The sequence below is a fragment of the Arthrobacter sp. StoSoilA2 genome, from assembly GCF_019977195.1.
GTDB lineage: Bacteria > Actinomycetota > Actinomycetes > Actinomycetales > Micrococcaceae > Arthrobacter.
On record NZ_AP024643.1, the window covers coordinates 1,007,335 to 1,023,491 of the forward strand.

Annotated in this window: 12 protein-coding genes and 1 riboswitch; of the genes, 11 read left to right on the forward strand and 1 reads right to left on the reverse strand. The window is 61.9% G+C overall.

Annotated features, from left to right (window positions below; all coding sequences use genetic code 11):
• Positions 1–73: 73 nt before the first annotated feature.
• On the forward strand, positions 74–724 hold the full coding sequence (locus tag LDN82_RS04760) for a cyclodeaminase/cyclohydrolase family protein (protein WP_224166542.1): 651 nt from the start codon (positions 74–76) through the stop codon (positions 722–724).
• Between the two features lie 64 nt (positions 725–788).
• On the opposite strand, the gene LDN82_RS04765 is transcribed toward LDN82_RS04760, so the two are convergent.
• Positions 789–2,339, reverse strand: coding sequence for an MFS transporter (locus tag LDN82_RS04765; RefSeq protein ID WP_224167461.1), 1,551 nt, complete (start codon positions 2,337–2,339; stop codon positions 789–791).
• A gap of 73 nt (positions 2,340–2,412) precedes the next feature.
• Between LDN82_RS04765 and LDN82_RS04770 the strand changes: the two genes are divergently transcribed.
• From LDN82_RS04770 to LDN82_RS04815, 10 genes are all read left to right on the forward strand, one after another.
• Complete coding sequence (locus LDN82_RS04770) at positions 2,413–2,952, forward strand: TetR/AcrR family transcriptional regulator (RefSeq protein WP_224093623.1); 540 nt, start codon at positions 2,413–2,415, stop codon at positions 2,950–2,952.
• 93 nt (positions 2,953–3,045) lie between these two features.
• Positions 3,046–3,143, forward strand: a riboswitch (glycine riboswitch).
• A gap of 185 nt (positions 3,144–3,328) precedes the next feature.
• Positions 3,329–6,175 (forward strand): aminomethyl-transferring glycine dehydrogenase, encoded by a 2,847-nt coding sequence (gcvP, locus tag LDN82_RS04775; protein WP_224166543.1) that lies wholly within the window; start codon positions 3,329–3,331, stop codon positions 6,173–6,175.
• A gap of 13 nt (positions 6,176–6,188) precedes the next feature.
• Entirely contained in the window at positions 6,189–7,322 is a 1,134-nt protein-coding gene (gene gcvT / locus LDN82_RS04780; RefSeq protein ID WP_224166544.1) for a glycine cleavage system aminomethyltransferase GcvT, read from the forward strand.
• Between the two features lie 275 nt (positions 7,323–7,597).
• Positions 7,598–7,984 carry a glycine cleavage system protein GcvH gene (gene gcvH, locus LDN82_RS04785; RefSeq protein WP_223935990.1) on the forward strand — a complete coding sequence of 129 codons (387 nt, stop codon included), beginning with the start codon at positions 7,598–7,600 and terminating at the stop codon, positions 7,982–7,984.
• Between the two features lie 434 nt (positions 7,985–8,418).
• Positions 8,419–9,837 carry an L-serine ammonia-lyase gene (locus tag LDN82_RS04790; RefSeq protein WP_224166545.1) on the forward strand — a complete coding sequence of 473 codons (1,419 nt, stop codon included), beginning with the start codon at positions 8,419–8,421 and terminating at the stop codon, positions 9,835–9,837.
• Between the two features lie 38 nt (positions 9,838–9,875).
• The gene (locus tag LDN82_RS04795; RefSeq protein ID WP_224093626.1) at positions 9,876–10,697 is read left to right on the forward strand and encodes a DNA/RNA non-specific endonuclease; all 822 of its coding nucleotides are present in this window, start codon (positions 9,876–9,878) and stop codon (positions 10,695–10,697) included.
• A 149-nt stretch (positions 10,698–10,846) separates the two neighbouring features.
• The gene (locus tag LDN82_RS04800) at positions 10,847–11,779 is read left to right on the forward strand and encodes a hypothetical protein (protein ID WP_224166546.1); all 933 of its coding nucleotides are present in this window, start codon (positions 10,847–10,849) and stop codon (positions 11,777–11,779) included.
• A complete protein-coding gene (locus LDN82_RS04805; protein ID WP_224166547.1) occupies positions 11,779–12,918 on the forward strand; it encodes a peptidoglycan-binding protein in 1,140 nt (379 codons plus the stop codon). The genes LDN82_RS04800 and LDN82_RS04805 overlap by 1 nt, the downstream gene beginning before the upstream one ends.
• 2 nt (positions 12,919–12,920) lie before the next feature.
• Positions 12,921–14,897: an ATP-binding cassette domain-containing protein gene (locus LDN82_RS04810; RefSeq protein ID WP_224166548.1), complete on the forward strand. Its 1,977-nt coding sequence runs from the start codon at positions 12,921–12,923 to the stop codon at positions 14,895–14,897.
• A 122-nt stretch (positions 14,898–15,019) separates the two neighbouring features.
• On the forward strand, positions 15,020–16,108 hold the full coding sequence (locus LDN82_RS04815; protein ID WP_224166549.1) for a peptidoglycan bridge formation glycyltransferase FemA/FemB family protein: 1,089 nt from the start codon (positions 15,020–15,022) through the stop codon (positions 16,106–16,108).
• The last annotated feature ends 49 nt before the right edge of the window (positions 16,109–16,157 follow it).

Below are 16,157 nucleotides of genomic sequence, written 5' to 3' on the forward strand. Positions count from 1 at the left end.
CTGGCCAGTGTATCGACGTCATCAGGCAACGACGCCGACCCACACCTTTGCGCTTCAGGGCAAACTTGGTTGCATGGAATCTTCACAAGAGATCACTACCCAAGGCTCAACAGTCGAGGATTGGACCAAGGCCCTGGCAGAGTCCAGCGGATCACCGGGTGGAGGCGCGGGAACGGGCGTGATGCTGGCCGTTGCAGCGTCCCTGGCGTCCATGGTCGCGGGTTACACAGAGGCGTCCGGGCAGGAGTTGGCCGAGCTGCACGTCCGGGCCCGCTCCCTCCGCGAAACCGCCCTTAAGCTGGCTGACGAGGATGCAACGGCGTCGAAGGCTTTCGGTGCGGCCTTCCGGCTTGAACCCGGCCCGGACCGGGAGCAGGCAATCCACCGCGCATCCGTCGATGCAGCCAAGGCCTCCGCTGTGCTCGGCGACCATGCCATCGACGCCATCGAGGACCTGGGATGGCTTGCTGCCCACGGGAACCCAGCACTCATTGCCGACGTCGTGGTGGGGTTTGGAGCCCTCAGGGCAGCCATCGCAGGAGCCCGCACCAACGTGAGCTTTGATCTCGGATCGCTCAGATCCGCGGGCGCGACGCTTGATGAAATCAAGGAAAAGCACCCTGGATTGTGGGCAACGGTAGGCCGGCTCAGCGATGCCCTGGACCGGATTGACGAGCTGGTGGCCGCCGTAGATGACAAGGCTGCACCTACTGACGGCCACTGATTCCCGACGGAACGCCGGCCTACTGCACACCCGGCTACTGCACGCTCGCTTACTGCACGCTCGCTTACCGCGCCTTGGGCACCCTGCGGAGCACGACGGCGGCAAGCACTGCCGCTCCGGCCATCAGTACCAGCCCAATCGCCGCAGTGATGTGGACGCCGGACTCGAAGGCTACCCGGGCGGCGGCTGTCAGTGCATCGGACAAAGGAGCGGGTAGTGCAGCTGCGGCATCCACGGCGCCGGCCAGCGTTTCGCCCGCGTTCCCTGCCGCCTGCGTGGACAAGCCCTCCGGGATGACGAGGTTGTGCTGGTAGGACGCGGTGAGGATAGAGCCCAGCACGGCCGTTCCCAGGAGCGAACCCAGTTCGTATCCGGTTTCGGAAATTGCGGACGCCGCTCCGGACTTGTCGGCCGGTACGGAGCCGAGGATGAGGTCGTTGGAGATGGTCTCCGCTGCGCCAACGCCAACGGCCAGGACAGTCAAAGCTGACAAGAGGAACACCGGTCCGCTGCCGTGGTCACCCACAGCCACCACCAAATAGCCTGCAGCGCTGAGGGTAAGTCCGCCGGCCACTACGAATCCTGGCCGGATGCGCTTTACCAGCGGGACCACTACCAGACCGGCGATGACCGTTGCCAGGAGCGCCAGAATCATTGCAATGCCCGCTTCCATGGGGGACTGGCCTTCAACCAGCTGCAAGTGCTGGGCGAAGAAGTAGATGAAGCCCGTCATGGAAAACAAGGACAGGACGTTGGCCACGATCGCTGTGCTGAATACCCGGTTGCTGAACAGGCGGACATCCAGCATTGGGTTCTCAAGTTGCCGCTGGCGACGGACAAACAGAACGCCCATCACCAGGCCGAAGACCATGAAGGCCGCTGCCGACACCCCGAATCCGTGAACAGCGAATTCCTTGATGCCGTACACGAACGGAGCCATCGTGATCACGGACAGCCCGATACTGGGCACGTCCACGCGGCCGGGGTTGGCGTCCTTGGATTCGGGAATGAGGACCCTGCCGAAGGCGAGGAGCGGCAGGAGCAGGAAGGTCGCCACCAGGAAGACAGCACCCCACCAGAAGTGCTCAACCAGCCAGCCACCGAAGATCGGGCCAAGGGCAGCGCCACCAGAGAATCCGGCGGCCCATACGGCGATCGCGAGCCGCCGGCGGTTCGGATCAGCAAAGATGTTCCGGATCAGGGACAGCGTTGACGGCATCAGCATCGCGCCGAACACGCCAAGGGCTGCGCGGCCGGCAATCAGCCATTCCGCGGAAGGCGCGAACGCCGTAGCAGCCGAAACCGCAGCGAAGCCGGTGCTGCCGATCAGCAGCAGCCGCCGTCGTCCGATCCTGTCGCCCAGGTTGCCCATGGAAACCAGCAATGCCGCCAACACGAGCGGGTAGGCGTCGATGATCCATAGGAGCTGCACGCCACCCACGTCCAGGGAGCGGGCAATTTCGGGCAGGGCGAACGTGAGCGCGGTGTTGTCGACGGCCACCAGCAGCACCGGGAACATCAGGAGTGCCAGGGCCGTCCAGTCGCGCCAAGGTGCGCCTCCACCCATGACAGGACGAGCGGAACGGGGAGCTTGGGTCGAGGACGGCGTGAACATGACAGCTACTGTACCGTCCAGACGGTACAGTTTCAAATTAAGCGCCGCCGACCCCGTAGGGAATGATGTACACATGCCACGAAAACCAGTTGCCAGGGATGCGGTCCTGGATGCCTACGAAGCCCTCCTCATCGAGGTGGGGGAGCGGGCCGCCACCCTCGATGCCGTTGCCAAGCGGGCGGGCGTCTCCAAGGGTGGGCTGCTTTATCACTTCCCCAGCAAGGAATCGCTGATCAGCGCCCTCCTTGAGCGCCTGGATCGGTTGGCCCAGGAAGACGTCGAGCAAATGAAGGCTGCGCCGGACGGCTCTGCGGTTTACTTCATCCGCTCCTCCCTATGGGCGGGAACCCCCATGGATCGGGCTTTGGTCGCTGCCACGAGACTGGCCGAAGTTGCGCATGAGGAGACCCGCCGCAGGTTTGCCGGAATCCAGCAGCAGTGGTTGGACGTCCTGGCCGAGGATGTTGGTCCGGAGGTTGCCAAAGCCGTCAGTTACATGGGCGACGGCCTGTATTTCAATGCCATGTTCGAGGGTGGCCAGGAAGGCGGCAAGGCCGGGCGGGAGGCCGACGTCGAGATCCTCCTTGGCATCCTGGACCGGCTCCGCAAGTAGCGGGCCATCCATTTGCGGCGACGCCCCCGACGTAGGACAATTGAGCCTTGTGGTGCGTCTTCACAGGGGCCCGCAAAAAATTGAATATGCCTTTGATCTGCGGCGGGAGAGTCCCGCAAGCAAGTGATGCGGGCGCCGTAGGAGCAAACCCTCCCCAGGAATCTCTCAGGCCCACGCACCGCCGCGGCGAGGCAACTCTGGAAAGTAGCAGGCCTTTTGCTGCGCCCTCTTGGCGCGGAAGAAGTGCTGTGCTCACCGACGGTGCAAGCGATCGTTGTTCAAGCAACACGCGGAAACTCTCAGGTCCAATACAGAGCGGGGAGGAACCCGAGCCGCTGTGGCGTACCCAACGCCGCCCAAGTAATGGAGTTCCTTCGTGACGGTTAGTTCAGCCTCCACCACCTTCGTCGACCGGCACATTGGCGCCCGCCGCCAGGCCGACATTGAAACCATGCTCAAGACGGTCGGCTACGACACCGTTGATTCCCTGGTTGATACAGCCGTTCCCAACGACATCCGCCAGGACGTTGCCCTCACCCTTGAAAACGCGCTCAGCGAAGTTGAGGTGCTGGCCGAGCTGCGCAAGCTTGCGTCCAAGAACAAGACCGCCGTCCAGATGATCGGCCAGGGCTACTACGACACCGTCACGCCGCCGGTTATCCGCAGGAACATCCTTGAATCCCCGGCCTGGTACACCGCGTACACGCCCTACCAGCCGGAAATCTCCCAGGGCCGCCTCGAAGCTCTGCTGAACTTCCAGACCATGGTCCAGGACCTCGTGGGCCTGCCGATCGCCAACGCCTCCCTTCTGGATGAAGCAACGGCAGTGGCCGAAGCCGTGCTGATGATGCGCCGCGCCAACAAGAACAAGGCCGCCCATGACGGCAAGACGGTCCTCGACGCCGACTGCCTTCCCCAGACCATTGCCATCGTGAAGGGCCGTGCCGAGGCACTCGGCTTCGAGGTTGAGGTCGCTGACCTTTCGCTCGGCCTCCCGGAAGGCGCCATCAACGGCGTCGTCCTGCAGCAGCCCGGCGTTTCCGGCCGCGTGTTCGATCACTCCGCCGTCATCGCTGACGCCAAGGAACGTGGCGCGCTCGTCACCGTGGCTGCAGACCTGCTCTCGCTGACGCTCATCACGCCTCCGGGCGAGCAGGGCGCCGATATCGCCGTCGGCTCCGCCCAGCGCCTGGGCGTTCCGCTGTTCTTCGGCGGCCCGCACGCCGCCTACATGGCCGTCCAGAAGGGCCTCGAGCGTTCCATGCCGGGACGTCTGGTGGGCGTTTCCAAGGACGACGCCGGTGTCCCCGCCTACCGCTTGGCGCTGCAGACCCGCGAGCAGCACATCCGGCGCGAGAAGGCCACGTCCAACATCTGCACGGCCCAGGCCCTGCTTGCCATCGTCGCCTCCATGTACGCCGTCTACCACGGTCCCGAAGGCCTGAAGGCAATCGCCGAAACCGCCCACGGTCACGCACGCAGCCTTGCAGCCTCACTGAAGGGCGCCGGCGTCGAGGTCCTTCACACATCCTTCTTCGACACCATCACCGTCCGCGTTCCCGGCAAAGCTGCCGGGATCGTAGCCGCTGCCGAGGCCAAGGGAATCAACCTGCGCGGGATTGACGCTGATCTGGTGGGCATTTCTGTTGACGAGACCACTACCTCAGAGATTGTCCGCGGCGTCCTGGATGTCTTCGGCGCTTCGGTCACCGAATCCGCTGAAGGTTTTGCGCTGGAATCGTTCGTTGAGCGTACGAGCGACTTCATGCAGCACCCGGTATTCAACACGCACCGCTCCGAAACCCAACTGCTGCGCTACATCCGCAAGCTTTCGGACCGGGACCTCGCCTTGGACCGCACCATGATTCCGCTAGGTTCCTGCACCATGAAGCTGAACGCAACCGCCGAGATGGAAGCAATCTCCTGGCCGGAGTTCGCCTCCATCCACCCGTTCGCTCCGGACTCCCAGACCGCGGGATGGCGTGAACTCATTGCCGACCTTGAGTCCCAGCTGACCGAGATCACCGGGTACGATCAGGTTTCCATCCAGCCGAACGCCGGTTCCCAGGGTGAGCTCGCCGGCCTCCTTGCGATCCGCGGCTACCACCTTTCCCGCGGCGACGAGCAGCGCAATGTGTGCCTGATTCCTGCCTCGGCCCACGGCACCAACGCGGCCTCGGCTGTGCTCGCTGGCATGAAGGTAGTAGTGGTGGCCACCGCTCCCGATGGCACCATCGACCACGTGGATCTCAAAGCCAAGATCGAAGCCAACCGGGACGCCCTTTCGGCCATCATGATCACCTACCCGTCCACGCACGGTGTGTACGACGCCGATGTCCGGGAAGTTTGCGACGCGATCCACGAAGCCGGCGGCCAGGTCTACATCGACGGCGCAAACCTCAACGCACTCGTTGGGCTCGCCCAGCCGGGCAAGTTCGGCGGCGACGTCTCCCACCTGAACCTGCACAAGACCTTCTGCATCCCGCACGGCGGCGGCGGACCCGGTGTTGGCCCGGTCGCTGCAAAGGCACACCTGGCACCATTCATGCCAGGCGACGCTGCTTCCTGGACCGAAGGCAACGACGTTCCGATTTCGGCATCCCGTTTCGGTTCGGCCGGTGTGCTCCCGATTTCCTGGGCTTACGTGAAGCTCATGGGTGGCCAGGGGCTCACCGAAGCCACCAAGTCCGCGCTGCTCGCTGCGAACTACATTGCTTCCCGCCTCAACGAGCACTTCCCGGTGCTCTACACCGGCGAAGGCGGACTCGTGGCCCACGAGTGCATCCTGGATCTCCGCGAACTCACTGCCCGCACAGGCGTCACCGCTGAGGACGTGGCCAAGCGCCTCATCGACTTCGGTTTCCACGCACCCACACTCGCGTTCCCGGTTGCCGGCACTTTGATGGTGGAGCCGACCGAGTCCGAGGACCTCGTGGAGATCGACCGCTTCATCGAGGCCATGATCACCATCCGTGCCGAAATCGAGCAGGTCGCCACCGGCGATTTCACTGTTGAGAACTCACCGCTGCGCAAGGCACCCCACACGGCTGCCGCCGTCGTAAGTTCTGACTGGGACCGCGCATACACGCGGGAGCAGGCCGCGTTCCCAGTCCACCACCTGAAGCAGGACAAGTACTTCCCGCCCGTCGGACGCATCGACGGCGCTGCTGGTGACCGCAACCTCGTGTGCTCCTGCCCGCCTCTCGAAGCGTTCGAGGACTAAGGACGGTCCCGCAATGACTGAGAACTACACAGCTCTCTACGAAGAGCACAAGAAACTCGGCGCGTCCTTCACTGACTTCGGTGGCTGGCAGATGCCGCTCAAGTACTCCTCCGAGTTGGCCGAGCACCACGCAGTCCGCAAGTCCGCCGGCTTGTTCGACCTCTCCCACATGGGCGAAGTCTGGGTGACAGGACCGGACGCGGCAGCGTTCCTGGACTACGCCCTGGTGGGCAAGATCTCCGCCATGGCCGAGGGTAAGGCCAAGTATTCGCTGATCTGCCAGGAAGACGGCGGCATCATCGACGACCTCATCACGTACCGTCGCGGCGAGGACAAGTTCCTCGTGGTGCCGAATGCTGGCAACGCCAAGGTAGTGGCTGAGGCGCTGTTGGAGCGCGCAACTGGTTTTGACGTGGTTGTTCAGGACGCCTCGGCCGAGACCTCGCTGATTGCTGTCCAAGGTCCGCGCGCCGAAGCCATCCTCCTGCGCCTTGTGCCCGCAGAGCAGCACGCGCTGGTCACCGAACTGAAGTACTACGCCGCTGTTGAGGTGCCCTTCACATTCGACGGCGGTACTCAGGACCTGTTGCTCGCCCGCACGGGCTACACCGGCGAAGACGGTTTCGAGATCTTTGTGTCCAACGACTCCGCTGCTGCCCTCTGGCAGGCCATCGCCGACGCTGCGGAAGAAGGCGAGCTCACTCCCGCTGGCCTCGCTTCCCGCGACTCCCTGCGCCTCGAAGCCGGTATGCCGCTCTACGGCAACGAACTGTCCCGCGAAGGAAACCCGTTCGCCGCAGGACTCGGTCCCGTGGTCGCACTTTCCAAAGAAGGCGACTTCGTCGGCAAGGAGGCACTCGCTGCGCTCAAGGCCGACGGCGCCGGCTCCACCAGCGGGCGCAGGCTCATAGGCCTCAAGGGCCTGGGCCGCCGCGCTGGCCGCAGCCACTACCCGGTCCTCAAGGATGGTGCAGTGGTAGGCGAAGTCACCTCCGGCCAGCCCAGCCCGACGCTCGGCTACCCGGTAGCGCTTGCCTACGTGGATGTTGAGCATAGCGAGCTTGGCACTGCCTTGGACATCGATCTGCGCGGTAAGAGCGAGCCGTTCGAAGTCGTTGCATTGCCGTTCTACAAGCGCCAAAAGTAGGCCGGGTCGGTCCCGACACGCCTTAAGCCCGGCGGGGCCGACCTCCTCTGCATGCTCGGTCGCGATGGCGCCCGCTGGGCGGACGCGACGCTCCCTTGGACGCATGCTGCCGGAGGCCGGCCCCGCAAGGGGCGTGCACCTCACCAGGACGCGTGGCCACTTTGGCGATTCGTGAACCGCTTAATGCTGGGGGAGTGGCAACCTGCCGGGGGTGATCCGGTGCGCCGTACCCCCACCCAGCCATAGTTTTTGATCAACCACAGTAAGGAAACAGAATGCCCAAAGTAGCGCCTGAACTTCAGTACTCCGACGAGCACGAGTGGGTTTCCCGCGGGGAGGGGAACCTGGTGTCTGTTGGCATCTCCGAGGTTGCAACCGACGCGCTGGGCGATATCGTGTACGTCGATCTGCCTGAGGTTGGTTCCACTGTGACTGCCGGTGAGACCTGTGGCGAGGTTGAGTCCACGAAGAGTGTTTCCGACCTCTACTCGCCGGTCACTGGTGAGGTCACCGAGATCAACGACGCCGTAGTGGGCGATCCTGCCCTGATCAACAACGATCCCTATGGCGCCGGCTGGCTCTTCAAGGTTGCGGCTGAGTCCGACGGCCCGCTGCTTTCGGCCGAGGAGTACGCCTCCAAGAACGGCGGAGACCTCTCGTAGGGTCAGTGGTTGGCCCGTCGGGGCCGACGTCCTCCGCGTGCTCGGTCGCGAAGACGCCCGCTGGGCGGACGTGACGCTCCCTTGGACGCACGCTTCCGGACGCCAGTCCCATGGGCCCGTTCCCGCAGCCGATGAGGTATTGCCAGTCCGTTTCGTGGGGTTGCTGCCGGAGATGCCGTGCGCACGGCATGTTCGGCAGAGGAGCCCCGAATGGCCGCTGGAGTCCGCGGAGGACGTTGGCTCGAAGCGCCCATACAGCGCCCACTGTGGCGTAGCGTGGGATTGTAGAACTGAATAAAATTGCGACGCCGGGTTGCCGCCTTTGGGGGCCATCCGGCGTCGTGCTTCGGTCGCCTGCCGCCATAAGCGGGGGGCGGCCCTCCGGCAGGACCATCTGCCGGACCGTTTTCAAGCTTTGTTAAGGGATCCCGACCATGGCTGTTGGTGTTTTCGATCTGTTCTCTGTGGGTATTGGCCCGTCGAGTTCGCATACTGTGGGGCCGATGCGGGCCGCTGCGGTGTTCGCTGGTGAGCTCAAGGACGCCGGTGTCCTGGGCTCGGTGGCGGGGTTGCGGGTTGATTTGTATGGGTCGTTGGCTGCGACTGGCCGTGGCCACGGGACGATGACTGCGACGCTGTTGGGTTTGGAGGGTTACCATCCGGAGTTGATCCTGCCTGATGAGGTGGAGGAGCGGTTGGCTGCGATCGCGGAGACGGGTGTGTTGAATCTTGCTGGTGCTGGCGTTGCTGGTGCGGGGGTGCAGTTGCGGTATGCGGTGGAGGATATGGTGTTGCATCCGTTGACGGTGTTGCCGCGGCATACGAACGGGATGAAGTTTGCTGTGGTTGATGCTGAGGGCGCCACGTTGCGGGAGGCGACGTTTTTCTCGGTTGGTGGCGGGTTCATTGTCCGTGAGGGCGAGGAGGACGCGGCGCGGGCGGAGTTGGAGGAGACGAAGGCGGAGTTGCCGTTGCCGTTCCGGACGGCTGCTGAGTTGCTGGGCCGGTGCTCCTCGAAGGGGTTGGGGATCAGCGACATCATGTTCATCAATGAGCGCGCGTCCCGGTCCGAGGAGGAGATCCGGGAGGGGTTGTTGCATATCTGGCATGTGATGGAGGCGTGTGTTGAGACGTCCTTGAAGCGTGAGGGTGTGTTGCCCGGGGGGTTGAGGGTCCGTCGTCGTGCTCCTGACTGGCTGGAGCGGTTGTTGAAGGAGGACAAGGACCGTAACGATCCGAAGTATTGGCAGGAGTGGGTGAACCTGATCGCGTTGGCGGTCAATGAGGAGAACGCTTCCGGCGGGCGGGTGGTCACGGCGCCGACGAATGGTGCGGCGGGGATTATCCCGGCGGTGTTGTATTACGCGTTGCATTATGCGCCGGGCATGGACAAGGCCACCCAAAAGGATAAGGACGATGTGGTGGTGAAGTTCCTGCTGGCCGCGGGGGCGGTGGGGGTGTTGTACAAGGAGCAGGCGTCCATTTCGGGGGCTGAGGTGGGCTGTCAGGGCGAGGTGGGTTCGGCGTCGTCGATGGCTGCTGCGGGGTTGGCCGAGGTGATGGGTGGTACGCCGGGTCAGGTGGAGAACGCGGCGGAGATCGCGATGGAACACAACCTGGGGTTGACGTGTGATCCGATCGGGGGGTTGGTGCAGATTCCGTGTATTGAGCGGAACGCGATCGCGGCGGCGAAGGCGATCAACGCGGCGAAGATGGCGTTGTGGGGGGATGGGACGCACCGGGTGTCGTTGGATGAGGTGATCGTGACCATGCGCGAGACCGGCAAGGACATGTCCTCCAAGTACAAGGAAACCGCGATGGGCGGCCTGGCCGTCAACGTCGTCGAATGCTGAGTCTGTTCGCTGTCTGTCCCTAGTGCCATGCTGTATCCATGAGCGGGGGATACGACAAGGATTTTTTGCGGGCACGCGTTGAACTGCCCAGTCCGTCGGCAACGACGATTCTTTTGGACTACACGCACTTCTCCGTGCGCTTCCGGGCTCCCCGGAAGCTCGCGGCGATCGTGGGTGTCAACATCAGCGGCGGGGAACTGAGCCCTCTGGCCCGGGAAGGGACTTGGCATTTCGATGACAGGATCCCCAAGGAGCAGCAGGCTGGCCCGGACGTCTACAAAAACAATGCGTTCGATCGCGGCCACCTGGTTCGTCGCCTGGATCCCGTCTGGGGCGATCCGGCAACGGCCAAGAAGGCCAACCAGGATACGTTTGCCTTTACCAATGCCGCGCCGCAAGTGGACGACTTCAACCAGGGCAAGGAACTGTGGGTTGGGCTCGAGGACCACGTGCTGGGCCATGCGGACGCGCACGATGCCAAGATAACCGTGTTTACGGGGCCCGTTCTTCTCGACGACGACCTCCCGTACAGGGGCGTGCAGGTTCCGCGGAAGTTCTGGAAAATCGCCGTATGGACGAACGACGCCAAGCTGGCCGCCGCCGGGTTTGTGCTGGACCAATCGCCATTGCTGGGCAAGGTTGAACTGAAGAAAGCGATCGATCAACGGCTCCTGGAAGGCGAACCGCCGCCCCTGGGGCCGTTCCGGACCTTCCAGGTTCCCATCGGACAGATCGCTGACCTTACCGGTCTGAGCCTCACCCGGCTGGCCAACGCGGACCGCCTTGTGAGCGGCCAGCGGGAACTCGGCAAGGAACCCAAAGCCATCAAGTTGGAGAGCGCTGAGCAGATCCGGCTGTAACGGCACGAGCTGTAAGGGCATGAAGGTCCCCATTACATGTGTCGTGGCCAATAGCTTCGTGACGCCCAAAGATGACTATTTCTGAGAATTCTCCAATGTTTCACCATTGAAATCCCAATAAATTGTCGCGCTTGGTGTTCCCGCGCAAGGTGGCTATTTTTGGCATCATTACAGTTTCAGCCGGAGCTGTGGGGACGCCGGGAGGCAAAATGGCGCGGTATCCACTGGGTCTGATCGTGTTGGTAGTTGCATTGGCCGGATGCAGCGTCAATTCGCAGCCCGCCGGACAGGACGCCGCCTCCTTGCCTTCCGTGGACCGGGCAGCATTTTCCGGCGTGCATGCAAAACTTGATCCGGCGACGGCGACCATTTCTTTGCCCATGGATGCGTATGAAGCGACGCCCGATGAATCAATGCTCATAACGGCAGCCAACATGTACGTCATTGAAGATTGCATGAAAAACGCCGGTGTCATCATGCCGGAGAAGCACGGCGATCTGACGGTTAAGGCTGACCAATCGTATGGCGTTTGGGTTCCTGAACTTGCGGCACAGTACGGGTATAACAAGCCGATTATCCGTACCGTAGCGGGCATTTACGATTCCAAAACGAGGGAATCAGCAGACGCAAATGTGAAGAAGTACTTTGAATGCGATAACGCCACTATGTCCAGTCAGATACCTCCTTTCCGTAGCAGAATCGCGGGTCAGGACTCATTGCTAACGAACATTAGCAACGACTCGAATGCATTATCTGAGCGGGATCCAGAGTGGGGCAAAGCACGCGATGACTGGATTGCTTGCCTCAAAGAAGCCGGAATTTCAATGCGGCAGGATTCACCCGATGCCTGGGTTCCTTCATACCCTTCGGACAAGCAAGGCGAAATCAGGACAGCTGTACAAGACGCGGGCTGCAAGCAGGAAACCAAGGTAATGCAGCGCATCTCGGATATCCGGGCGCAGTATCAATCTGCCCTGATCGCCGCCAACCAAGCCGCCATGAACAGGCTCGCCGTTGATAAAACCGAGGCTCTGGCAAAAGCCAGGACGATTTTGCGGCAACACGGCAAGGGCGGCGCTTGATGCCGATGCAGCAGGACGCGGTAGTCAAGGTGCCGCGGGTTCCTCGATTCCGGCGGATCATTGGCTTCCTGGTCATAGTCATGGCAGGAATGACAGGTGCCTTCCTTGCCGGAGGTTACATAAAGTCACCCCAGTCTGCAGCCCTCGACTCCATCAACATTCCAGTCCAGGTGACCGCCACGGTGGAGCGCAGGGCTTTGGCGAGCACACTGGTCGTCCCCGGGAGCATGACTCCGGGAACGTCGGTGGGCATCGCAGCATCAGTACCTTCAGGGACTGAACGCGCCGTCATCACGAGCATGCTGGTTGCCGTTGGTGACACGCTAAAGCCCGGCACGATCGTTGCGACTGTGTCCGGGCGCCCTCTTATTGTTATCTCAACGTCCGTCCCCCTGTATCGCGACCTCAAAGATGGTGACAACGGTCAAGACGTTTCCGCGTTGCAAAAGTGGCTTCAATCCATGGGGTATCTGCCCAGCATGACCGGAGTATTTGATAAGTACACCCAAGAATCCGTGGCGGCTCTGTACCGTGACGTTGATCAGCCAGCACCAAAATCCGACGACAAGAAGACCATGGTCCGGTGGAGGGAGTTTGTTCAAATTCCTGGTGATGAGGGCTCGGTGACGAGCATTGCTGCTTCAGGAGCCGTGCTGACGGACAATCTCTTGGTAGCAACAGTGCAAACTGCCCCCGACGTGGTGGTGGGACGGGCGTCCATTACCCAGGCTGAAGCTCTCAAAGCTGGCCAGGCCGTCGCGCTTGAAGCCAGTGGTTACAACGCTCAGGGCGTCATTCAGAGCATCGGGGTTTTCGACCAAGGCAATGCGGAAAAGGGGACGCTTCCCGGAATGGACATCATCGCCTCTGTTCCCGAGGACCCCAACAAGCCAAAACCCGGTCAGCCTGTCTCTATCAACGTGAAGGAGCCGGTCCAGGAGACCTTGGCAGTTCCCCTGACTGCCATCAAACAGGACGACACCGGGACGTACGTGATGGTGCCGAGTTCGAAAAAGGACACTGGTGAGGGCGCATCGGTGGAGAGAATTGACGTGACAGTGACGGGGCAGCGCGATGGCTGGGCTGCTTTGGCCGAGACATCGGACCTTGAGCCTGGAACCGCCGTCGACGTATCGTGAACATGCCAACGCCCGGCGGGATTCCCCTGCTCCGCTTGGAACGCATCGGGCGCTCCTATGGCGGAGCCGATGTACCCACCGCTGCCCTTCAAGATGTCAATCTTGAGATTGGTGAGGGTGAGTTTGTTGCGATCATCGGCCCCTCAGGCTCCGGCAAGTCAACGCTCCTGAACATTCTTGGGCTGTTGGACCGCGCATCAGAGGGCACGTACTTCATCAACGGTGCCGATGTGTCACTGATGGCGGAGAAACAGCGCGACGTGTTGCGATCGCGGATGTTTGGATTTGTCTTCCAAGCCTCGCATGTGATGTTGGATGAATCGTCAGCACGAAATGCGGCGCTCGGCCTCCGTGTTCAAGGTGTCCGCCACGTGGAGCGGGAGTTGCAGGTGACGGAGGCCCTGCGTCGGGTTGGGTTGCTGCACAGGACGGACGTGCCCGGCAAGAACCTCTCTGGAGGGGAAAGGCAACGCCTTGCCTTGGCGCGGGCCCTCGCGACCAGGCCCAGGATCCTGTTTGCAGACGAGCCGACTGGAAACCTGGACAGTGGCAATACGCAGAGTGTCATCGCGGATCTCAAAGCCTTGAATCAGACGGGCGTGACCGTCGTCGTCATAACGCATGATCCGATCGTCGCCGCCGCGGCAGACCGGCAGATCGTTATCAACGACGGACGGTTGGAAACGCCCGATGCACAGAGTTCGCAAGGCTCGGCCCATCATGAGGCCAGGGGTGGACGCCCGGATTCAGCTGAAATTCTCGCCGCAGCGCCTCTTGGGCGACGGCTCAATCTACTGGCGGACGAGATCTATGATGCCTTGGCGTCCCTTACCTCCAGGACAGGTAAAGCAATCCTGCTCATTCTGGCGTTCATGCTGGGATCCGGTGGACTGGTTGCCTCGGTTGGACTTAGCCAAAGCGCCTCCGCGCAGGTTTCCGAGCGCTTGGCCGAAGCCGCATTGGATGAACTGCAAGCCTCGAGGAGTCCCTCGGGGGTTCAACCCGGAAACCCTGACCTCGCAGGTTTGCGGGATCAGCAGAACAAAATAGCGGCCCTTCATGGAGTCGTTGCGGTTGGTTTGCGCGTTGAGATGGCGACTTCCGAATTCCGACCCACACGCTTTCGGCCAAATACAGGCATCCAAGAGGACGACTTCGCGGGATCCCTCTTGGCCGTGGATTCCACGTTTCTGGAACTTAGCGAGGCCGTAGTTGAACCGGCCTCTGCGCTGTCTCTTCTGGACGAGTCCTTTGGAAAGCCAGTGGCAATAGTGGGACAGGACACGGCCACGCGTTTGGGGATACCTTCTGCGGGTCCAGGCCAGAAAATTTGGATCGGTGGGCAGCCGGTTCCCGTCGTGGGCATACTCAGCCAGACCGGAAGGAACCCTGTTCTGGCAGACAGCATCATCCTGGGGATCGGGGCCTACCCGTCCACTGCTTCTGATAACCCGGTATTTGTGGTCCGCACCCTCCCTGGGTTTCCAGCGCCACTGGCCGACGTGATTCCTTTAGCCCTCGACGCCGCCCATCCCGAGCACTTCACAGTAAACACCGTGGCCGACCTTCGCTCGCTCCGAAGAGGTGTGAACAATGATTTGGGCGTATTGATCAGTGTCATCTCCTGGGTGTTGCTCGCTCTTGCCTGCCTGAGCGCTGCTACATCCATGTATTTGACCGTGCAAACACGAAGATCGGAGATCGCTCTCCGTAGAGCCCTCGGTACGAGTCGCGCCAGCATTGCCCGGATGTTTATCCTTGAGGGCTTGCTGGTGGGATTGGGTGGGGGCCTGGCGGGGGGAGCGGTGGGGGTGCTCGGCGTCCTGGCCTTTTGCCTGAGCCAGGAGTGGACGCCGGTGCTGGGACCTGAATCAGTGTGGACTGGGATCGCTGCCGGCGCAGCCACCGGTGTTCTTTCTGCGGTGTATCCGGCTATTGCGGCGTCCAGAGCGGATCCGGCGCAGGCAATTCGCGCCTAGCTCGAACGGGCAACTCACGGAGAGTCAAGCTATTTTCCTACGCCCGATAGACTTGGGGCTGCATGTCCGCATGCGCACTTGCTTCTGAGCACCGATTTGAACACTGCACCAAACCCCTGAGATTGGACACGGCCACCTTGCGAGAATTTACCGCCCGCTTTGCCACCGCCGAGGAAATCGATAACTGGGACAAGCACGTCACAGCCAACCCCAATGGCGGCAACATGCTGCAGTCGGACGCCTATGCGGCAGTCAAGGATGGCAACGGCTGGTTGGTCCGCCGCTTGGTTCTGGAGACCTCCGAATACTCCAGCTACAACTTGCTTCTTGAGAAGAAGTTCCCTGTCCTTGGCCGCCTGTGGTACCTGATCAAGGGCCCGGACGCCGCCTCTGTGGATGACATCAACCCCATGCTGACCGCGATCGCTGCGCTGGCCCGTGAACAGAAGATGAACGTCTTCACCATCAAGATTGAGCCCGACGTCGTGGACTCGCCTGAGGTTGCGGCTCAGCTGAAAGCCGGGGGCTTGGTTAAAGCGCCAAATATCCAATCCAACGACTCAACAGCGCTGCTGGATATTTCGGCCCCCGCCAACGAAGTGTTGCGGAGCATTTCATCGCGGGCACGCAACGCCGTCCGCAGGGCAGAACGTGAAGGATGCAAAGTTCTCCCAGCTGAGCCTGGCGAGGAGACCTACCGCAAGCTCTACGCACTGATGCAAGATACCGTGAACGCCAAGGGTGCCATGCCGTTGCGGAGTTATGAGTACTACTCCCGTTTCTGGCACGAATTCTGCAGCCGCGGGCAGGGGCACTTCTTCTTTGTCTATGAGGACGGTACACCCAGCGTCGGTGCTTTCGTTATCAACTATGGCTCCAAGGCAACCTACAAGGATGGCGGCTCCACGCAGAACCGCAAGCAATACGGTGATTCGCATTTGGTCCAGTGGGCAGCTATCCAGCGGATGCAGGATCTGGGCTGCGTTGAGTACGATTTCTGCGGCACGCCACCTGCCGCCCGGATCAAGGACAAGACCCACCCACTATTTGGCATGGGCTTGTTCAAGACGAGTTTCACCAAGACCGTTACGGACTTCGTAGGCTGCTACGACCTCGTCCTCGGACGAATCCGGCATAAGCTCTGGCTCAAGGGTGCCGAACGCGTCTTCCGCCGGCTGGAAACCATGCGCACCGGCGGACAGTTCTACTAAGAACCGGCACCAACCCAACACACTTCAGGCCCGCCCCGGCCACCAACGG